The sequence below is a fragment of the Streptomyces sp. NK08204 genome (assembly GCF_020400585.1).
Lineage (GTDB): Bacteria > Actinomycetota > Actinomycetes > Streptomycetales > Streptomycetaceae > Streptomyces.
In genome coordinates, this window is record NZ_JAINVF010000002.1 from 27,949 (window position 1) to 47,288 (window position 19,340).

The 19,340-nt window shown below is 70.9% G+C and carries 22 protein-coding genes; 7 read left to right on the forward strand and 15 right to left on the reverse strand.

Annotated features, from left to right (window positions below):
- Positions 1 to 945 (reverse strand): hypothetical protein, encoded by a 945-nt coding sequence (locus tag K7G59_RS03280; RefSeq protein ID WP_225830286.1) that lies wholly within the window; start codon positions 943 to 945, stop codon positions 1 to 3.
- A gap of 81 nt (positions 946 to 1,026) precedes the next feature.
- Between K7G59_RS03280 and K7G59_RS03285 the strand changes: the two genes are divergently transcribed.
- Positions 1,027 to 1,221, forward strand: a complete 195-nt coding sequence (locus K7G59_RS03285) for a DUF3046 domain-containing protein (RefSeq protein WP_225830287.1) — start codon at positions 1,027 to 1,029, stop codon at positions 1,219 to 1,221.
- A 119-nt stretch (positions 1,222 to 1,340) separates the two neighbouring features.
- Positions 1,341 to 2,459 carry an AI-2E family transporter gene (locus K7G59_RS03290; protein ID WP_308294997.1) on the forward strand — a complete coding sequence of 373 codons (1,119 nt, stop codon included), beginning with the start codon at positions 1,341 to 1,343 and terminating at the stop codon, positions 2,457 to 2,459.
- A 79-nt stretch (positions 2,460 to 2,538) separates the two neighbouring features.
- On the opposite strand, the gene K7G59_RS03295 is transcribed toward K7G59_RS03290, so the two are convergent.
- The gene (locus K7G59_RS03295; RefSeq protein ID WP_225830289.1) at positions 2,539 to 3,282 is read right to left on the reverse strand and encodes a hypothetical protein; all 744 of its coding nucleotides are present in this window, start codon (positions 3,280 to 3,282) and stop codon (positions 2,539 to 2,541) included.
- Between the two features lie 325 nt (positions 3,283 to 3,607).
- Here K7G59_RS03295 and recA point away from each other — a divergent pair, with 325 nt between their 5' ends.
- Together recA and recX are read left to right on the forward strand one after the other, a co-directional pair.
- Positions 3,608 to 4,732, forward strand: coding sequence for a recombinase RecA (gene recA / locus K7G59_RS03300; protein ID WP_225830290.1), 1,125 nt, complete (start codon positions 3,608 to 3,610; stop codon positions 4,730 to 4,732).
- Positions 4,733 to 4,735: 3 nt separating this feature from the next.
- Positions 4,736 to 5,584: a recombination regulator RecX gene (recX, locus tag K7G59_RS03305; RefSeq protein ID WP_225830291.1), complete on the forward strand. Its 849-nt coding sequence runs from the start codon at positions 4,736 to 4,738 to the stop codon at positions 5,582 to 5,584.
- A 52-nt stretch (positions 5,585 to 5,636) separates the two neighbouring features.
- Here recX and K7G59_RS03310 read toward each other — a convergent pair whose 3' ends face one another.
- From K7G59_RS03310 to K7G59_RS03340, 8 genes are all read right to left on the reverse strand, one after another.
- Positions 5,637 to 6,053, reverse strand: coding sequence for a rhodanese-like domain-containing protein (locus K7G59_RS03310; protein WP_225830735.1), 417 nt, complete (start codon positions 6,051 to 6,053; stop codon positions 5,637 to 5,639).
- Positions 6,044 to 6,601 carry a cysteine dioxygenase gene (locus K7G59_RS03315; protein ID WP_225830292.1) on the reverse strand — a complete coding sequence of 186 codons (558 nt, stop codon included), beginning with the start codon at positions 6,599 to 6,601 and terminating at the stop codon, positions 6,044 to 6,046. Before K7G59_RS03315 ends, K7G59_RS03310 begins: the two co-directional genes overlap by 10 nt.
- 70 nt (positions 6,602 to 6,671) lie before the next feature.
- Positions 6,672 to 6,758 carry a putative leader peptide gene (locus K7G59_RS35240; protein WP_313960178.1) on the reverse strand — a complete coding sequence of 29 codons (87 nt, stop codon included), beginning with the start codon at positions 6,756 to 6,758 and terminating at the stop codon, positions 6,672 to 6,674.
- 75 nt (positions 6,759 to 6,833) lie between these two features.
- On the reverse strand, positions 6,834 to 8,450 hold the full coding sequence (locus K7G59_RS03320) for an FAD-dependent monooxygenase (RefSeq protein WP_225830293.1): 1,617 nt from the start codon (positions 8,448 to 8,450) through the stop codon (positions 6,834 to 6,836).
- 182 nt (positions 8,451 to 8,632) lie between these two features.
- A complete protein-coding gene (locus tag K7G59_RS03325; protein ID WP_225830294.1) occupies positions 8,633 to 9,544 on the reverse strand; it encodes an amino acid ABC transporter permease in 912 nt (303 codons plus the stop codon).
- On the reverse strand, positions 9,541 to 10,206 hold the full coding sequence (locus tag K7G59_RS03330; protein ID WP_308294983.1) for an amino acid ABC transporter permease: 666 nt from the start codon (positions 10,204 to 10,206) through the stop codon (positions 9,541 to 9,543). The genes K7G59_RS03325 and K7G59_RS03330 overlap by 4 nt, the downstream gene beginning before the upstream one ends.
- A 125-nt stretch (positions 10,207 to 10,331) precedes the next feature.
- Complete coding sequence (locus K7G59_RS03335) at positions 10,332 to 11,165, reverse strand: glutamate ABC transporter substrate-binding protein (protein WP_225830296.1); 834 nt, start codon at positions 11,163 to 11,165, stop codon at positions 10,332 to 10,334.
- Positions 11,166 to 11,421: 256 nt separating this feature from the next.
- Positions 11,422 to 12,198, reverse strand: a complete 777-nt coding sequence (locus tag K7G59_RS03340) for an amino acid ABC transporter ATP-binding protein (protein WP_225830297.1) — start codon at positions 12,196 to 12,198, stop codon at positions 11,422 to 11,424.
- A 294-nt stretch (positions 12,199 to 12,492) separates the two neighbouring features.
- On the opposite strand from K7G59_RS03340, the gene K7G59_RS03345 reads away from it, so the two are divergent.
- Positions 12,493 to 13,179, forward strand: coding sequence for a response regulator transcription factor (locus K7G59_RS03345; protein WP_225830298.1), 687 nt, complete (start codon positions 12,493 to 12,495; stop codon positions 13,177 to 13,179).
- A gap of 9 nt (positions 13,180 to 13,188) precedes the next feature.
- Entirely contained in the window at positions 13,189 to 14,622 is a 1,434-nt protein-coding gene (locus tag K7G59_RS03350; RefSeq protein ID WP_225830299.1) for a HAMP domain-containing sensor histidine kinase, read from the forward strand.
- Here K7G59_RS03350 and K7G59_RS03355 read toward each other — a convergent pair.
- Positions 14,601 to 15,599 carry a TAXI family TRAP transporter solute-binding subunit gene (locus K7G59_RS03355; RefSeq protein ID WP_225830300.1) on the reverse strand — a complete coding sequence of 333 codons (999 nt, stop codon included), beginning with the start codon at positions 15,597 to 15,599 and terminating at the stop codon, positions 14,601 to 14,603. The genes K7G59_RS03350 and K7G59_RS03355 overlap by 22 nt on opposite strands.
- A 187-nt stretch (positions 15,600 to 15,786) precedes the next feature.
- Here K7G59_RS03355 and K7G59_RS03360 point away from each other — a divergent pair, with 187 nt between their 5' ends.
- On the forward strand, positions 15,787 to 16,230 hold the full coding sequence (locus K7G59_RS03360) for a MazG nucleotide pyrophosphohydrolase domain-containing protein (RefSeq protein ID WP_225830301.1): 444 nt from the start codon (positions 15,787 to 15,789) through the stop codon (positions 16,228 to 16,230).
- Between the two features lie 264 nt (positions 16,231 to 16,494).
- On the opposite strand, the gene K7G59_RS03365 is transcribed toward K7G59_RS03360, so the two are convergent.
- The 4 genes from K7G59_RS03365 to K7G59_RS03380 form a co-directional block, all read right to left on the reverse strand.
- Positions 16,495 to 16,947, reverse strand: a complete 453-nt coding sequence (locus tag K7G59_RS03365) for a YbhB/YbcL family Raf kinase inhibitor-like protein (RefSeq protein ID WP_225830302.1) — start codon at positions 16,945 to 16,947, stop codon at positions 16,495 to 16,497.
- Between the two features lie 193 nt (positions 16,948 to 17,140).
- Positions 17,141 to 17,797, reverse strand: a complete 657-nt coding sequence (locus K7G59_RS03370; protein WP_225830303.1) for a dienelactone hydrolase family protein — start codon at positions 17,795 to 17,797, stop codon at positions 17,141 to 17,143.
- Between the two features lie 394 nt (positions 17,798 to 18,191).
- Positions 18,192 to 18,521, reverse strand: coding sequence for a hypothetical protein (locus K7G59_RS03375; RefSeq protein ID WP_225830736.1), 330 nt, complete (start codon positions 18,519 to 18,521; stop codon positions 18,192 to 18,194).
- Positions 18,522 to 18,544: 23 nt separating this feature from the next.
- A complete protein-coding gene (locus K7G59_RS03380; protein ID WP_225830304.1) occupies positions 18,545 to 19,135 on the reverse strand; it encodes an RNA polymerase sigma factor in 591 nt (196 codons plus the stop codon).
- Between the last annotated feature and the right edge of the window lie 205 nt (positions 19,136 to 19,340).

Genomic DNA, 19,340 nt, shown 5'->3' on the forward strand with positions numbered 1-19,340 from the left:
TCAGCCCACGAAGCGGCCGTACTCCCTGAGAGTGCGCAGCGCCTCGATCGTCACGATGGGACGCGATTCCAGGGTCGGCGCCGGTGCCCACTGGCGTCGGCGGACGGGCCAGCCGCCGTCATCGCGCTGCTCGGCGGCGAGGAAGTCCAGGGAGCGCTCCATCTCGTCGTCCGTGAACCACGCGCGAGCGAGCGACCGCGGGCTCTTCGCGAAGTCGTGCGGGAAGTGGTGCTCGCCCGGGGCATAACCGGGCGCGACCGGCCAGGCGTCGAGGTGCTCGGTGTCCAGGGCCGCGAGCCGCTGCTCGCGCACCAGCCGGCCGAGCCGGTCGGCGGCGGCCTCCGCGCGCGGGCGGTCGGGAGCGGAGTCCAGGAAGGCCACGGCGGCCTCGACCTCATAGGGGTGGGACTTCTCCAGGCACTCCACGGCCTGCCAGCAGAAGTCGGTGGCTCGGAACAGCCAGGCGTGCCACACCTCGTTGCGGTGCAGCAGCCCCACGACCGGACCGGTGGCGAGCAGCTCGCTGGGTGGGTCGTCCACGACCGGGACGAACGGCGCCGCCGGATGTCCGCGCCGGCCGGGACGGACCATGGGCAGCGCGCCGTCCGGGGCGGAGGCGGAGGTCAGATACCGGCACACGCGCTCCACGCGCTGTCCGGCGCAGCGTCCGACGGCGTCGAGCACGCGCAGCGCGTGACCGGTGTGCAGGGGCTGGCTCACGGGACCGCGCAGATCGGGCTCCAGCGCGTGACCGTACCCGCCGTCCTCGTTGCGGTAGGCGGCCAGCGCGGCCTCCACCGCGTCCGGTGCGCCGTTCAGGAAGTGGTACGCGAAGAGGCGTTGCTCCAGCACGCGCGCGGTGAGCCAGACGAACTGTTCGGCGCGGAAGAGCGCAGAGCGCGCCGGGGGCGTGGGGGGTGGTGGGGAAACTCCTGTTTCGGCCATGGGTGAGACCGTAGGACGCACGGCGGCCTCGGCGAGCGGGCCCCGGGCGGGTCCCACCCCCAGGGGCGGGATACTGAAGTCATGCGGTTGACGGTCTTCTGGCAGCGGATGGCGGAACACTTCGGTCCGGAGTACGCCGACACCTTCGCGCGCGATCACGTCATGACGGAGCTGGGCGGGCGCACGGTGCACGAGGCCCTGGACGCAGGCTGGGAGGCCAAGGACGTGTGGCGCGTGGTCTGCTCGGTCATGGACGTGCCGGGGGAGAAGCGCTGACCGTGACACCCGCTGACGACGACACCGAGCCGTTCCCCCCGAACTCGGCGCCGACCGGTGCGACGGCGCCCGCCGCAGCTCCGTCCGCCGCGCCTCCGCCCATCCTGGACGGCAGCCGCATGCCGCGCTGGCTGCCGCGTGCCATGGTGCTCGCGCTCGCACTGGTCGCAGCGTTCCAGCTGGGCATCTGGGCCTTCCACCAGCTGACCGGACTGTTGATCAACATATTGATCGCGTTCTTCCTGGCCCTCGCGATCGAGCCCGCGGTGAGCCGGATGGCCGCGCGCGGTATGCGCCGGGGGGGCGCGACCTTCCTGGTCTTCCTGGGTCTGGCGATCGTCACCGCCGGGTTCGTCACCCTGCTCGGCTCGATGCTGGCGGGCCAGATCATCAAGATGATCGAGGACTTCCCGGACTATCTGGACTCGGTCATCAACTGGATCAACCAGACCTTCCACTCGGACCTGAGAAGGGTCGACGTCCAGGAGGGCCTGCTCCACTCCGACTGGCTGCGCAAGTACGCGCAGAACAGCGCGGCCGGCGTGCTCGACGTGTCCGCGCAGGTGCTCGGGGGACTGTTCCAGCTGCTGACGGTCGTCCTGTTCTCGTTCTACTTCGCCGCGGACGGCCCGCGCCTGCGGCGCGCCCTGTGTTCCGTGCTGCCGCCCCAGCGTCAGGCCGAGGTGCTGCGCGCCTGGGAGATCGCAGTCGACAAGACGGGCGGCTACATGTACTCGCGCGGGCTGATGGCACTCATCTCCGGCGTTGCGCACTACATCCTGCTCCTGGCCCTGGGCGTGCCGTACGCGCCCGTGCTCGGTGTGTGGGTGGGGCTGGTCTCGCAGTTCATCCCGACCATCGGCACCTACCTGGCGGGCGCGCTGCCGATGCTGATCGCGTTCACCGTCGACCCCTGGTACGCGGTCTGGGTGCTGGTCTTCGTCGTGCTCTACGTGCTCCAGCCCAAGCTGACCTCCAAGACCGTCGACATCCACCCTGCCGTCGCCTTCGGCTCGGTCATCGCCGGCACCGCGCTGCTCGGCGCCGTCGGCGCGCTGATCGCCATCCCGGCCGTCGCCACGCTCCAGGCGTTCCTGGGGGCGTATGTCAAGCGGTACGCCGTCACGGACGACCCTCGGGTGCACGGCCACCGCGGCAGAGGGTCGGGTGGTCCCGGGACGTTCACCCGCATACGGCGGCGGCTGGACCGGCGGCCGGGCGCACAGGAGCACTCCTAGCACCCGCTTCGGTACGTCAGGGGCCGTCCCGTACGTCAAGGCCGCTCGGTATGTCGTGAACGCTCGGTCCCCGGACCGCTCAGTACGTCAACACCGCCCACACCCCGGCCCCGGCGACAGCCGTCGCGTAAAGGCCCACCGCCGCGGCCACGATCCGTTGGCGCGCGCCCTCGCTCCATGTGGTGCGCGACAGCAGCCAGGCCAGCAGCGGCAGAACCAGGACGGCGTGCAGGCTCACCCCGTGCAGTGGCTTCAGCGGGGCGGTCGAGTGGTAGGCGGCCTCCTGGTGGCCGGTCCGGGTCAGCACGACCCCGCGCGCGATCATCGCCGCGCCCGAGGCCAGTGCCACGAGCAGGATCGCGAAGCCGGAGCGCACCGCGAGAGCCATGCCCGCCGGACCTGTCGGCCGGTACCGGAAGGACGCGACGGCGAACACCGTGAGCAGCGTCACGAGCACCCCGCCGCCCATCGCGAGCGTCATGGACACCGCCGTGTCGAAGGGCGTCTCCATGTTCAGGTGTGAGGGCACCCGGCGCCATGCCTGAAGGGTGATGCCGCCGACCTCCACCAGGCAGTCGGCGGCGAGGACGACGAGCAGGACGGTGCGCAGCCGGGCTCCGACACGCAGGTACGACGTGACCCAGGTGACCGCGATCAGGGTCGCCCCGAAGGAGAGCCCGAACGTCACGGGCTTGCCCCAGGAGACGGGACCGTCCCAGGGGCCGCCGTCGACCGTGAACACCATCAGGTGCACGAGCCCGCTCAGGACGAGGAACAGCCCGACGGCATGGCAGAGCCGGTCGACGGCGCGCGGATTCTCCATGGCGCCAAGGTTTCCTGGACCGGCTGCCGCCGTCGTCGTCCGGCCGGAGACACCGGTGATACGCCCCTGGGAGTAGCGCCCGCGCCCCGTCCCGCCGATGCGGATGCGAAGCCCTGGGGGACGCCGGCGGTGCACTTGACACGAAAATCGAACATCTATTCTCATGAAGGCTCAGGCAAGGCCTACGGCGGAGATTTCGATCCGTTTTGGTGCGATAAGTTCCCTGGTTATCCACAGGCAGGGCCTGCGTCAGGGCGCATTGTCAGTGGTAGGCGTTAGCGTCTTTGACGTGAAGCGATCGACTCAAGCAAACCGGGTGGAACCCATGGCAGGAACCGACCGCGAGAAGGCGCTCGACGCCGCGCTCGCACAGATTGAGCGACAGTTCGGCAAGGGCGCGGTCATGCGCATGGGCGAGCGGTCGAAGGAGCCCATCGAGGTCATCCCGACCGGGTCGACCGCGCTCGACGTCGCCCTCGGCGTCGGCGGCCTGCCGCGCGGCCGTGTCGTGGAAATTTACGGGCCGGAGTCCTCCGGTAAGACCACGCTGACCCTGCACGCCGTGGCCAATGCCCAGAAGGCCGGCGGCCAGGTCGCCTTCGTGGACGCGGAGCACGCCCTCGACCCCGAGTACGCGCGCAAGCTGGGCGTCGACATCGACAACCTGATCCTCTCCCAGCCGGACAACGGCGAGCAGGCCCTGGAGATCGTGGACATGCTGGTCCGCTCCGGTGCCCTCGACCTCATCGTCATCGACTCCGTGGCCGCGCTCGTCCCGCGTGCGGAGATCGAGGGCGAGATGGGCGACAGCCACGTCGGTCTGCAGGCCCGCCTGATGAGCCAGGCGCTGCGGAAGATCACCAGCGCGCTCAACCAGTCCAAGACCACCGCGATCTTCATCAACCAGCTCCGCGAGAAGATCGGCGTGATGTTCGGCTCCCCGGAGACGACGACCGGTGGCCGGGCGCTGAAGTTCTATGCCTCGGTGCGCATCGACATCCGCCGCATCGAGACGCTGAAGGACGGCACGGAGGCGGTCGGTAACCGCACCCGTTGCAAGGTCGTCAAGAACAAGGTCGCCCCGCCCTTCAAGCAGGCCGAGTTCGACATCCTGTACGGCCAGGGCATCAGCCGTGAGGGCGGCCTGATCGACATGGGCGTGGAGCACGGCTTCGTCCGCAAGGCCGGCGCCTGGTACACGTACGAGGGCGACCAGCTCGGCCAGGGCAAGGAGAACGCCCGCAACTTCCTCAAGGACAACCCCGATCTGGCCAACGAGATCGAGAAGAAGATCAAGGAGAAGCTGGGCGTGGGTGTCCGGCCGGAGGAGCCCGCCGCCGAGCCGGGCGCGGACGCGGCGGTCACCACCGCCGGCGGCGACGCCAAGACGGCGACCGCCCCGGCCGCCGGCAAGGCCGCCAAGCCCAAGGCCGCCACGGCCAAGAGCTGACCCGTGACACGACGAACCGACTGGGCCGAGTACGAGTACGTCACTCCCGGTGCCCCACGGGGGAAGGGCGCCGATGGCGACACGGGCTTCGCTCCGGCCGGTGACGAGGGACACGGGACCGAGTACGGCGGGTACGGGGGCGACAGGTACGCCGGACACGGGGGGTCCGGCGGCCCCGGCGGCCCCGGCCGGTACGAGGACCGCGGTGGTCGCCCGGGCGGCGGCAGGAGCGACGAGCCCCACGGGGGTGGCTCGTACGGTCGTGGGCGGCGCGGATTCGGGGAGCCGCGCGGTGAGGACGAAGGCGCCCCCTCCTCGTCGAGGGCCGAGCGGGGGGAGTCTTCGGGGGACCCGGCTGAGCGGGCGCGGGCGATCTGTCTGCGCCTGCTCACCGGGACCCCACGCACCCGCAAGCAGCTCGCGGACGCCCTGCAGAAGCGGGACATCCCCGAGGACGTGACCGAGGAGGTGCTGTCGAGGTTCGAGGAGGTCGGACTGATCGACGACAGCGCCTTCGCGGACGCCTGGGTGGAGTCCCGGCACCACGGGCGGGGACTCGCCCGGCGTGCTCTCGCCCAGGAACTGCGCACCAAGGGCGTCGACTCAGCGCTGATCGACGAGGCCGTCGGTCGGCTCGACTCCGAGCAGGAGGAGACGACCGCCCGCGACCTCGTGGCCCGCAAGCTGCGTGCCACCCGCGGCCTGGACCGTGACAAGCGCATCCGCCGCCTCGCCGGCATGCTGGCTCGCAAGGGCTACCCCGAAGGCATGGCTCTCCGCGTAGTCCGCCGGGCACTGGAGGAGGAGGGCGAGGACACCGAGTTCCTCGGCGACGAGGGCGGGGACTTCTGACGGCCCATCCCCGGGACCCTGCGGATCGTCCGCGCCCGGGTCACCGGTCCGCTCAGGACACCGGCTCCACCGGCAACCCCGCCGCCCGCCAGGCCTGGAAGCCGCCCACCAGGTCCGTCGCCCGGTGCAGACCCAGTCGGTGGAGGGAGGCGGCGGCGAGGCTGGAGGCGTAACCCTCGTCGCAGACCACCACGACGGGCAGGTCGTGACCGGTGGCCTCGGGCACGCGGTGGCTGCCCTGCGGATCCAGGCGCCACTCCAGCTCATTGCGCTCGATGACGAGGGCGCCGGGGATCAGCCCATCCCGCTCGCGCAGGGCCGCGTACCGGATGTCCACCAGCAGGGCCGCGCCGGTGCGCGCCGCCGCGTACGCCTCCCGTGCCCCGATACGCCGGTATCCCGCGCGCACCCGCTCCAGCAACTCGTCCACACCGAGCGGCCGTTCGCCCGTCGCGCCGCTCACTGCCAGTCCTCCGCGTACTCGACCTGCTCCAGACGCAGCACCTGGCCCGTACGGCTGTACCGGCGGATGCGCGGCAGGGGCGGGTAATAGGCGTGGACCGAGATCGCGTGCCGGTCGGGAGACTCGTTGAACACCTCGTGCACATGATGGCGGCCGAAGGCCCGGCCCTGCCCCGCGGGCAGCCGGCGTTCGCGGTCCACACCCTCGGTCAGTTCCAGGGTCTTCCAGCCGTCGGTGGGCAGCCGGGCGGCGAGCGAGTACTCCCTGAGTTCGCCCGCCGCCGCGACGAACGCGCCGATCGAGTCGGCATGGTCGTGCCAGCCGGTGCCGGTGCCGGGCGGCCAGCCGATCAGCCAGGCCTCGCTGCCACCGGGCCCGTCGAGCCGCACCCAGGTACGGCCATCCGGGTCGAGCGGCAAGGAGGAGATCAGCGCGGTGTCGGCGGCCGAACGCCGGACGAAGTCGAGGAGTTCCGCCTGGGTCGGCGCGCAGCCGACGGCACCGGCGGAGGCATCGGGGGACGCCGAGGGGGGCCCAGCGGGGGAGACAGACACGTGCACCGTCCTGAAGAAGGTTCGCCGAACGGGCGCGCGACGACGCCCGGGGAAAGAAGGGGATGGGAACTCAGCAGGACGGACGACACACACAGCCCGCGTAGCGGACGAGGTCCATGTGGACCCGCCGCCACAGGCGCACACAGGTGTCGGTCATGGCCGGGAGTACAGCACGTCGGTGCGCGGTGGTCAACTCTCCGTCACCCTGCGGACAGGGCGACCGCAGCGGTGGTCAACGCGCGCTGGAGCCCGCCTCCGCGGCCTCCTCCGCCGTCTCCTCCTTCGCCGTGCCGCCCAGCGTGGCCTCGGCCGCCGCGTACAGGTCGGCCGGGCGGACCCCGCCGAACGCCGCGACCAGGTGGCCGTCGGGGCGCACGAGCAGCACGCTGTGCGCCGGTGCCCCCGGGTACTCCTCGGCGACCAGCAGCTCGGCGGGGTGCGGCAGTGCCGTCACCGCCGCCGCGAGCCGGGGCATCACCCCGGCCGACACCCAGTGCTTGCGGTCCCACACTCCCGTGCCCGGCGCGATCAGCACGACGAGCAGTGCCCCACGGCCGAGCCGGTCGTGCAGCCGTACGAAAGAGCCGTCCTCCGCGGTGACCCGCACATCGGTGACGGGCGCGCCCGGTGGGGTGGCGACCGGGATCGCACCCTCCAGCTGCCGGGGTGCGAGCGGCGAGTCGGCGTACGCCCCCGGCGCGCCCAGCGGGCCGCGCCCCAGGTGGCCGTCGACGAGGAGCGCGTCGTGGCCCCGGGCGGCGCCCGGGACGTAGTGGCGCAGGCCGCCGCCTCCGCGCAGCACCGGCAGCGCCTGGTCGGCGGCGCGCAGCCGGGCGGCGACGACCGCGCGTCGCTCGGCCTGATAACTGTCCAGCAGCGCCTCGTGCGGGCCGTGGTGCCAGGCCGGGGCCAGCTTCCAGGCTAGGTTGTCGGCGTCCCGCAGGCCCTCGTCGAGCCCCTGGGTGCCGAGTGCGCCGAGCAGGTGGGCCGCGTCCCCGGCGAGGAAGACCCGGCCGGCGCGCCACCGGCGGGCCAGCCGGTGGTGCACGGTGTGGACGCCGGTGTCGAGCAGGTCGTACGTCGCCGGGGTGCCGTCCGACCAGCCCGCGAGGGTCTCACGGATCCGGGCCACCAGGCTCTCGGGCGTGACCAGGTCCTTGCCCGGCGGCAGCAGCCAGTCCAGGCGCCACACGCCGTCCGGGAGGGGGCGGGCGGTCACCTCCCCGGCCGAGGGCACGGACGACCGCCACGGTGGCATCCGGTGGAGCAAGGCCCGGCCTTCCCACGTAAGTTCCGTGCGCAGCGCGGCGACCGCGTGCCGCTCCACCGCCGTACGGCCCGGGAAACGGATGTCCTGGAGCTTGCGCACGGTCGAGCGGGGGCCGTCGCAGCCGACCAGGTAACTGCCGCGCCACCAGGTGCCCTTGGGGCCCCGGGTGTGCGCGGTGACGCCGGAACGCTCCTGCTCGATCGAGTCGAGCCTGCTGTCCACGGCGACCTTGACGAGCGGCTCTCCCGCGACGGCCGCGCGCAGGGCGTTGGTGACGGCATGCTGGGTGATGTGCAGCGGGGCGTGGCCGGCCTCCTCGAAAGTGATGTCGCTCATCACCTGCCTGCGCCGCAGTGACCGCCATCCGGCCCAGCGGACGCCCAGGTTCCCGAGGGCCGCCCCGGTCAGCCGCTCCAGCAGGGCCGCCGTGTCCTCGTGGAGCACTATCGTGCGCGCCAGGCGTGCTTCCTCCTTGCCGGGGCCCTCGTCGAGGAGGACGGACGGCACCTCCTGGCGGGCCAGCGCCAGGGCGAGCGTGAGCCCGACGGGCCCCGCTCCGACGATGATCACCGGGTCCACGGCGCGGCGCCCTCTGCTCGCAGCGGTGCCCTGACGGGCCTGGGTGAACAGGAAGGTGGAGCGGGGTGCACGATCACAGAATGTATGCAACCCATTGGTGGAGTATGCGTCAAGTGACAAGGGGCAGTGGCGAACACGCCACTGCCCCGGTTGCCACACAGATGGCCTGACCGCTTGTCAGGTCAGAACGCCGTGTCGGAGGCTCCGGTCGCGAAGGTGCCGCCCACGGCCGCGGGGTTCAGCTCCTCCATGTCCTCGGCGCCGAGCACCGCACCCGTGCCGCGCTTGCTGCGCCGCAGCCGGCCCTCCAGCCAGCTCGCGAAGGAGGTCAGGGCGAAGTTGAGCACGATGTAGATGACCGCCACGCCGACGAAGCTGGCGAAGACGTTGGCGTAGTTCGCCGCGAACGTGCCGCGCTGGTTGAGCAGTTCCGTGAAACCGATCATCACGCCGCCCAGCGCGGTGTCCTTCACGATGACCACGAGCTGGCTGACGATCGCCGGCAGCATGGCGGTGACCGCCTGCGGGAGCAGGATGCTGGTCATCGTCTGGCCTTTGCGCAGGCCGATCGCGTACGCCGCCTCGGACTGGCCCCTGGGCAGGGCCAGGATGCCGGCCTGGACCACCTCGGCGAGCACCGACGCGTTGTAGAGCACCAGGGCGGTGACCACCGCGTAGAGGGGCCGGTCATCGCTGGTGACCTGGGTGTAGCGGCTGTAGAACTCGTTGGCGAACAGCATCAGCAGCAGCACCGGGATCGCCCGGAAGAACTCGACGACCACACCCGCCACGATCCGCACCGAACGGTGGTCGGACAGACGGGCGATGCCGAAGACGGCGCCGAGCGGAAGCGCGATGACCATGGACAGCGCCGCGGCCTTCAGGGTGTTGACAAGTCCCGGGAGAAGGTAGGTCGTCCAGGCCTCGGACGTGGTGAACGGCTGCCACAGGGACCACCGCAGCTGCTGCTTGTCGTCCAGTGTGCGCCACAGCCACCAGACCAGTGCGACGAGCGCGGCGAAGAAGACGACGGTGATGAGCACGTTGCGCCGCTTGGCGCGCGGGCCCGGCGTGTCGTACAGGACGGAACTCATCGCTTCACCGCCAGTCGCTTGGCGAGCCGGCCCAGGAGCAGGCCGGTGGGCAGGGTCAGGAGCACGAAGCCGAGGGCGAAGACGGCACCGATGGCCAGCGTCTGGGCCTCGTTCTCCATCATCGTCTTCATCAGGGTCGCGGCCTCGGCGACGCCGATGGCAGCCGCGACGGTGGTGTTCTTCGTCAGGGCGATCAGCACGTTGGCCAGCGGGCCGATGACCGCGCGGAACGCCTGGGGCAGCACGATCATGCGCAGCGTCTGGCTGAAGTTCAGCCCGATCGCGCGGGCGGCCTCGGCCTGGCCGAGCGGCACGGTGTTGATGCCGGCGCGGATCGCCTCGCAGACGAAGGCGGCCGTGTAGGCGACGAGACCGAGGACCGCCAGGCGGAAGCCCTGGGTCTTGAAGTCGGAGGTGCCCATCGTCACGCCGAAGACGTCGGCGAGCCCGAGGGAGCTGAACAGGATGATGATCGTCAGCGGGATGTTGCGGACGATGTTCACATAGACGGCACCGAATCCGCGCATGAGCGGGACGGGACTGACCCGCATCGCGGCCAGCAGGGTGCCCCAGACCAGGGAGCCGACGGCGGAGAGGGCGGTGAGTTTCACCGTCATCCAGAACGCCCCTAGGACGTCATAACCTTGAAGAAAGTCGAACACGATGTCCCGCGCTTCCGGGTGTGTGGTGTACGAGGAGGGCCGGGCGCGCCGCCGGGAAGGCGGTGGCGGCGCGCCGTGCGGAACCCTGCGTCACCCGCCGGAGTGAGCGCCGGCGGAGTTCCGCGTTACTTGGTGATCTGGCCGATCTTCGGCGCGGGCTCGTTCTTGTAGCTGGCGGGGCCGAAGTTCTTGTCGACCGCCTTCTGCCAGGAGCCGTCGCTCACCATCTGCTCCAGCGCCTTGTTGATCTTGTTGACCAGCTCGGTGTCGCCCTTCTTGACGCCGATGCCGTAGTTCTCGTTGCTCAGCTTCAGACCGGCGAGCTTGAACTGGCCCTTGTACTTGTCCTGTGCGGCGAAGCCCGCGAGGATCGAGTCGTCGGTGGTCACCGCGTTCACCGCGCCGCTCTGCAGGCCGGCGATGCACTCCGAGTAGGTGCTGTACTCGCGCAGGTTGGCCTTCGGGGCGATCGTCTTCTGGATGTTCTGCGCCGAGGTGGAGCCGGTCACGGAACACAGCTTCTTGCCGTTGAGGTCCGTGCCCTTGGAGATCGTCGAGTCCTTCTTGACCAGCAGGTCCTGGTGGGCCAGCAGGTAGGGGCCGCCGAAGTCGACCTTCTGCTGGCGCTCCGGGGTGATCGAGTAGGTGGCCGCGATGAACTTCACGTCCCCGCGCTGCAGCGCGTTCTCACGGTCGGCGCTCTTGGTCTCCACGAACTGGATCTGGTCCGGCTTGTAGCCGAGCTTGCCGGCGACATAGGTCGCCACGTCCACGTCGAAGCCCGAGAAGGAGCCGTCGGGCTGCTTCAGGCCGAGACCGGGCTGGTCGAACTTGATACCGATCTTGATCTTCTTGCCGCCGTCCGAGCTGTTGTCGGAGTCGCCGCCGCCGCACGCGGTGGCGCCCACCGTGAGGGCGATTACGGCGGCCGAGGCGGCGGTGACCTTGCGGAGCTTCATGGTGAACTTCCTTCGAGTGGTGAGAACGGCGGTCCGTGGCGGACGGCGCATACGGCTCGTGCGGGCGCCGGTGCCCTGCGCCGTCAGCCGGAGAGGTACCTGCCGTCGGTCGGGGCGGGACCCGCCGTCAGTGGGAGCGGGACCTGCCGGGAGATCGGGCGGGATCTGCAGTCGGTGGCGCAGGGACATGCCGTCGGTGGTGCGGGGATGTTCCGTCAGTGATGCAGGAACATGCCGTCGGCGGGCAGGGATACCGTCAGTGGTGCAGGATCTTGGACAGGAAGTCCTTGGCCCGGTCACTGCGCGGGTTGCTGAAGAACTGGTCCGGCGCAGCCTGTTCGACGATGCGGCCGTCGGCCATGAAGACCACGCGGTTCGCGGCCGAACGCGCGAAGCCCATCTCATGGGTGACGACGATCATCGTCATGCCCTCACGGGCGAGCTGCTGCATGACCTCGAGGACCTCGTTGATCATCTCGGGGTCGAGGGCGGAGGTCGGCTCGTCGAAGAGCATGACCTTCGGGTCCATCGCCAGCGCCCGGGCGATGGCGACGCGCTGCTGCTGGCCGCCGGACAGCTGTGCGGGGTACTTGTCGGCCTGGCTGCCCACACCGACGCGGTCGAGCAGGGTGCGGGCCTTCGCCTCGGCCTGCTTCTTGTCCGCCTTGCGGACCTTGACCTGGCCGAGCATCACATTGTCGAGCACGGTCTTGTGCGCGAAGAGATTGAAGGACTGGAAGACCATCCCGACGTCGGCGCGCAGCCGCGCCAGCTCCTTGCCCTCCTGGGGCAGGGGCCTGCCGTCGATCGTGATGCTGCCCGAGTCGATGGTCTCCAGGCGGTTGATGGTGCGGCACAGGGTCGACTTTCCGGACCCGGAGGGTCCGATGACCACGACGACCTCGCCGCGGGCGATCGTCAGGTCGATGTCCTGGAGCACATGCAACGCGCCGTAGTGCTTGTTGACGCTCTTCAGGACGACCAGTTCGTCGGATGCGGCCACGTTCTCCTTGGCCACCGATACTGCGGTCATCGCTCTCAGGCTCCGTCCTCCTCGGTTTCGGTGGACAGTAGTGAGGCGCGATGACCTGCGTCATCACATCTGAGGGGAATCTGAGCATCACGATCCGATAGCAATCGGACACGTGTCGTAACAGGGCCGCCCGGGAGCGTATCGGCCGGATAACGGAAGTCACGGGCAACCGGAAGCCTCTTGACGCCGTCCTTGTCCATCGGCGTCACTGCCATGGTGCACACCCGCGTGCACGTGATCCACAAAGCGAACGTAAACCGAGACCGTACGGACACCGAACCGGAGGGAGACGCGGTGAGGCTGCTGCTCGTCGAGGACGACAACCATGTCGCCGCCGCCCTGTCCGCGGTGCTCATGCGGCACGGATTCGACGTCACCCATGCGCGCAGCGGCGAGGAGGCCCTCCGGGCACTCGTCCCCGAGGGGCCCGGCTTCGGCGTGGTCCTGCTCGACCTCGGCCTGCCCGACCAGGACGGCTACGAGGTGTGCGGCAAGATCCGCAAGCGCACCAGCACCCCGGTGATCATGGTCACCGCGCGCTCCGACGTCCGCTCCCGCATCCACGGGCTCAACCTGGGCGCCGACGACTACGTGGTGAAGCCGTACGACACCGGGGAACTGCTCGCCCGGATCCACGCGGTCAGCCGGCGCACCGCCCACGAGGACGCCGGGGCCCGCGGTGAGAGCGCCCTGCGGCTCGGCCCCGTACGCATCGAACTGCCCACACGGCAGGTCACCGTCGAGGGTTCGGTCGTCCAACTGACCCGCAAGGAGTTCGACCTGCTCGCGCTGCTCGCCCAGCGCCCCGGGGTGGTCTTCCGCCGGGAACAGATCATCAGCGAGGTGTGGCGCACCAGCTGGGAGGGCACCGGACGCACCCTGGAGGTGCACGTCGCCTCCCTGCGCGCCAAGCTGCGCATGCCCGCGCTGATCGAGACCGTACGCGGCGTCGGCTACCGGCTCGTCGCCCCGGCCGCCTAGCGGGGACGGGTGCGCACCCGGCTCCTGCCGCTGCTCATCGTCCTGATGGCGGCCGTACTCCTCGCCCTCGGCGTCCCGCTCGCCGTCAGCGTGGCCGCCGCCCAGCAGCAGAAGGTCGTCGTCGACCGGATCGACGACACCGCGCGGTTCGCCGCCCTCGCCCAGTTCGTCGCCGACGGACCCAGCGGCTCCCGCCGTACCGCCCCGGACGAGCGCCTGGAGACGCTCCGCCGCGAACTGGACAGCTACTACGGCGTCTACGGCATACGCGCGGGCGTCTTCTACCGCAACGGGTCGGCGATGGCCAACGCCCCCGTCGACTGGTTCGTACCCACCACGGGGGAGATGCGGGGGGCCTTCGACGAGGCGCTGCTGAGCCGGCGCAGCCACGACCCGCGGCAGGTGTGGCCCTGGCAGCGCAGCCGGCTGATCGTGGCCTCGCCCGTGATCCGGGACGGGGATGTCGTGGCCGTCGTCGTCACCGACTCGCCCACCGGGCAGATGCGCTCGCGGACCCTGCGCGGCTGGCTGTTCATCGGCGCAGGCGAGATCGCCGCCATGCTGCTCGCCGTCGGCGCCGCGCTGCGGCTGACGGGTTGGGTTCTCAAACCCGTACGCATCCTCGACGCCACCACCCACGACATCGCCACCGGGCGCCTGAAGTCCCGGGTCGCGTTCGGCAGCGGGCCGCCGGAACTCAGACGCCTGGCCCGCTCGTTCAACGAGATGGCGGACAACGTCGAGGACGTGCTGGAGCAGCAGCGCGCCTTCGTCGCCGACGCCTCGCACCAGCTGCGCAACCCGCTCTCGGCGCTGCTGCTGCGCATCGAACTGCTCGCCCTGGAACTGCCCGAGGACAACGAGGAGATCGCCTCGGTGCGCACCGAGGGCAAGCGCCTCGCCCAGGTGCTGGACGACCTGCTCGACCTGGCGCTCGCCGAGCACGTCGAGGCCGACCTCGGACTGACCGACATCGGCGCCCTCGCCGAGGAGCGGGTGGCCGCCTGGTCACCGGCCGCCGGGGCCAAGGGCGTCCGGCTCACGGGCGACTGCCCGCCCACCACCGCCTGGGCCGACCCGATCACCCTGTCCAGCGCGCTGGACGCCGTCATCGACAACGCCGTGAAATTCACCCCCGAGGGGGGCACCGTCGAGGTCGCCGTCTCCGCCGACGGCGACACCTCCACGGTCGTGGTCACCGACACCGGCCCAGGCCTCACCGACGAGGAACTCGCGCGCGTGGGCGACCGTTTCTGGCGCAGCGGACGCCACCAGAACGTCAAGGGCTCCGGCCTGGGCCTGTCCATCACCCGGGCCCTGCTCGCGGCGGGCGGCGGCTCCATCGGCTACGCCCACCACGAGCCGCGCGGACTCCGGGTGACCGTCACCGTGCCCCGGCACGCGGAGACCGGCCAGGACGCTCAGGGCTTCACCGAACGGTAGTAACGCCGGGCGCCCTCGTGCAGGACCAGCGGGTCGGTGTAGATCGCGGTGCGCAGGTCGACCAGCTGCGCGGAGTGGACGTGCGCACCGATGCCGTCCCGGCTCTTGATCACCGTACGGGTCACCCACTCGGTCAGCCGCGGATCCATGTCCTTGCGGGTCATCAGCAGGTTGGCCACGGCGATCGTCGGCACGGCAGAGCCCTGCTGCACGGACGGATAGGCCGACTCGGGCATGTTCGTGGTCCGGTAGTAGCGCGCGGCATCCCCTTCGGAGTGCAGTCTGGTCACGAGTTCGCCCTCGATCGGCACGAACCTGACGGCGGATGTCCGCGCCAGCTCGACCAGGCCCTTGGTGGGCAGGCCGCCCGACCAGAAGAAGGCGTCGATCGTGCCCTGCCGCAGCTTGTCCGGCCCGGTGTCGATGCCCTCCGGCATCGGGCTGATGTCCTTGTGGGGATCGATCCCCGCGGCCTGAAGCACCCGGTTCGCGATCAGCCGCACCCCGGAGTCGGGCAGCCCGACGGCCACCCGCTTGTGCCGCAGGTCCGCGACGCTCCGGATGTCCGAGTCGCGTGCCACGACGAGCTGCACGTAGTCGTCGTAGAGCCGGGCCACCCCGCGCAGCCGGCCCGCACCGCGGCCGTGCCGCAGCTCGTACTCCTCCACCGCGTCGGCCGCCGCGATCGTGAAGTCGGCCTTGCCGGTCGCGACCCTCTGCACGTTCTCCTGGGAACCGTCGCTGTTGAGCAGTTTCACGCGCAGACCGGGCATGTCCCTGCCCAGCTCGGTGCGCAGCCGCTCCCCGTACTCCTGGTAGACGCCCCGGGGCGTACCGGTGCTGAAGACGATCGTCCCGCTCGGCGGCTTCTCGCCCAGCGGCAGCAGCCACCACAGCAGCAGGCCGAGGGCCACGACGCCGACGGCCGTGCCCTGGAGAGCCCGGTGCCTGCTGATACGGGGGAACGGTCTGGACATGCGGGCGATCCTGCCAGGCCGTGACCGGGGCTGACCAGGGCAGGGGGCGCCTCGGGCACGCTCAGGCTCGGGGACTTCTCCTGGACCGCTCCGACTCCTGAGCTGCCCTGTGGACAAGTCATGGGTCCATTCCTGGGCCCTGTGGACAACTCCGGGCGCTGTCGGCGCCCGCCGCTAGAGTCGCCGTATGAGCCACTCCTCCGCCGGTCACTCTCCCGCCGGCCTCGTCCGTGAGTTCCACCTCGCCTTCGGCCTCGACGCCCGCAGCACGCCGGCCGAGGTGTCCCCCGAACTGGCCGCGCATCGCGGGGAGCTGCTCGCCGAGGAGGCCGCGGAGGTGGCCGAGGTCGCGGTCGAGGGACCGCTGGACCGGCTCGCGCACGAGCTGGCGGACGTGGTCTACGTGGCGTACGGCACGGCCCTGGTGCACGGCATCGACCTCGACCAGGTGATCGCCGAGATCCACCGCGCCAACATGAGCAAGATCGGGCCGGACGGGCAGGTCGCCCGGCGGGCCGACGGCAAGGTCCTCAAGGGCGAGCATTACCGGGCGCCGGGCGTCGCCGCGGTGCTGCGCCGCCAAGGCTGGATACCGGCGGCTCGACCGGACGCCTCCGGACCGCGTGCGTAGGGTGACGCCGAGCAGGGGCGCTCCACAGGCTCCGCCGGGTCCACGCGGCGCACCCACGCCCACCGGGCGCCTGCCCGAGGCGCAATACCCCGTCCAGGCTGCTCATCCGCGCGGTGGACCGCAGGACAGGCGGAGCCTGGACGCGGACGAGCCTTCAGGCTACGTCCGGAGCCTCCAGCCCCCACCCGCGCGGCAGCGGCCAGACGTGCGGCAGCGGCCAGGCGTGCGGCGATCGGGTTCCGGGGCTGGGTGGGCGCCTGGGGGTCAGCGCCGGTAGAGGCCGACGATGGTGCCGCTGGCCAGCTCCTGCCGGTCGAGCGCCGCGTGTACCTCGGAGGCATCGGCCCGGTCCGGGAGGGACACGTGCGCGGGGAGGGCGTAGAGGCGGAAGACGTAGTGATGCGCGTCGTCGCCGACCGGGGGCCGCGGCCCGCCCCAGCCCTGTTCCCCGAAACCGTTGCGGTGCGAATGGCTGCCCGAGGGCGCCTCACCGGCGTCCAGCCCGCCGGTGTGCGGGTCGATGCCGGTGACGAGCCAGTGCACGAAGCTTCCCGAGGGCGCGTCGGGGTCTTCGCACAACAGGGCCAGCTCCGCGGTGCCGTCCGGCAGTCCGGACCAGCTCAGCGGCGGAGAGAGGTTCTCCGCGTCCTTGGCGTGGCGGCGCGGGATCATGCTGTGATCGTTGAACGCCGTGCTTCTGAGTTCGATACCGGCCATGCGCCCCGGAGTACCCCTCGCACAGGGGCTCACGCGCCCCCGAGGACGGCCTGCTGGCGGCTCGGCCGGATCCCGCGGCCTGACCCGTCGAGCCCCAAGAGCCACAGCGGCACGTCCAGCCAGGCTCCGCGGCGTGCAGCAGGCGCATGTTCCTCGACCAGGAACGGGCACCTCCTGGTCAACCCGGACCGTGTCACGCCGGCACCGTGCGCAGGCGTTCCTCGCACCACTCCCGGGCCGTCTCGGCGACCTGCTCCAGCGCGCCGGGCTCCTCGAAGAGATGCGTGGCTCCCGGGATCACCCGCAGCGAGTTGGCGGCGCGCATCCGCCGGGCGGCCTGCTCGTTGAGCCGGAGCACCTCCTGGTCCCGGCCGCCGACGATCAGCAGTACGGGGGCGCGTACCGCGGGGAGCGCGTCGTCCGCCAGATCGGGCCGTCCGCCGCGCGATATGACGGTCAGCACCCGGCCCGGGTGCTCGGCGGCGGCCACCAGGGCGGCAGCGGCGCCGGTGCTGGCGCCGAAGAGGACGACGGGCAGGTCACGGGTGCCGGGCCGAGCGCCGAGCCAGTCCAGCGTGGCCACGAGCCGGCGCCCCAGCAACGGAATGTCGAAACGGTGCTCGGCGGTGAGCACGTCCCGGCGCTCCTCCGCCTCGGTGAGCAGGTCGATCAGCAGGGTGCCCATCCCGGCGTCGCGCAACTCGGCTGCGACCGCCCGGTTCCGTGGGCTGTGCCGGGAGCTACCGCTGCCGTGCGCGAACAGCACCACGGCCCGCGCCTGCTCCGGCAGCACAAGATCCCCGGAGAGAACGGCGCCGTCGACAGGCACGTGTACGGATTCGGACTTCATCGCGATCAGCTTCTTCAACACGAGTCGAAAGAACTTCCGTCTCCCCAACCCGCGTACCCCGTGCTGGACGGACGTGCACGTCACGTCGATGGCATCGCTGGTGCTGTGACCGCAGGGGTTCACCGGACGGTGCCGGTGAACCCCACGCGTTGTGCCCGCGGCCGGCATCGGCTGCCTGCGCGCGGAACGTCACCAGCCCGACGTCTTGGGGGCGCCCCCGCTCTTTGAGCGCCCCCAAGTGCCCCGTGCCGCTGCGCGTCCAGGGTCCCTGGCGCCCCGACGGCAGCACGGCGAGAGCTGCCGGAGGTGGTACCGGGGGCGAGGAGTGCGCCGGAGGGAGCGGGGTGGGCCAGGCCCCGCCCGTTGCCCCGGCCCCGCTTGGCTGACGTGCCCCTCAACGGTGGTGTCGGCTGTCGGCACGTCCGCGGCCTTCTGCCTTGGCGAGGGTGCAGACGCCGGCCGCACACTTTCGCTCCAGGCGGCCACGGGAGACGGTCTGGGCCAGGCCGACCATCCAGCAGGTGGGGCAGCCGCGGAAGGCGATCAGGCCCAGGGGAGCCACCAGCAGGATCGCCGGGCCGGCGATGGGCACCAGGGCGATCGAGCCGATGATCAGCCCGAAGCCGATGACGCCGCGCGCCAGGTGGCGCGGGACGGACTTGCTCGCGAAGTTCCTCTCGGCGGCCGTGGGCACTTCGGTGGCCGGGGCGTCCTCGCTCTTCATGGACCTCACGGTGTTCACGGTCGTCACGCTCCTTTGACTGATTGATCCCCTGTGCCATCAGATGGTTGATCGGTCACTGCCAGCGAGTGACGCAGTGCCGCGCGGGCCCTGTGCAGCCGCGACTTCATCGCGGCGTTGCTCAGACCGAGTGACCGGGCGACGACATTGCCGGGCAGGCCCTGGACGTCCCGCATGATCAGGACCTGCCGCTGGTCACGGGCAAGGGCGCTGACCGCGGCCGCGATCCGCTCCGCCTGCATCCTGCGCAGCACCGCTTCCTCGGCGGACTGCTCCACACCTGCCTCCGGTTCGGCCGCGGCCTCGTCGCTCCGCGAGACGAGCAGCCGCACCTGCCGGAGGCATTCGTTGCGCACGATCCGGAACATCCATGAGGCGAGCGCGCCCGTGGCGCGCAGGGTGCCGATCTTCCGGTAGAGGATGATCAGCGCCTCCTGCGCCGCGTCCTCCGCGTCCTGCGGTGAAGCGCACAGCGATATGGCGAACTTGCGCACATGAGGCTGTGATTCCATGACGACGGCCGTGAGTGAAGCGAGATCGCCGTCCTGGGCAGCCTTGATCAGCCGCTCGTCCGGCCAGGGGAAGCGTCGCGTCATGTGTCCTCCTCGTATCCGGATGGCATCGTGCGTGACGTCACTCGTCAGTACGGCTCGTCAGCCACGGCTCCTCCTGCGCCTCATCAGGTGCACGCTGCACGCGCTCACCAGCAGCACGCCGATCACCACGGCGCCAATGATCATGGGATTCCTCCTGGTATCCGCCGGCTCAAGCGGCCGGTGCACGGATAAGAGGCGGGGAAGC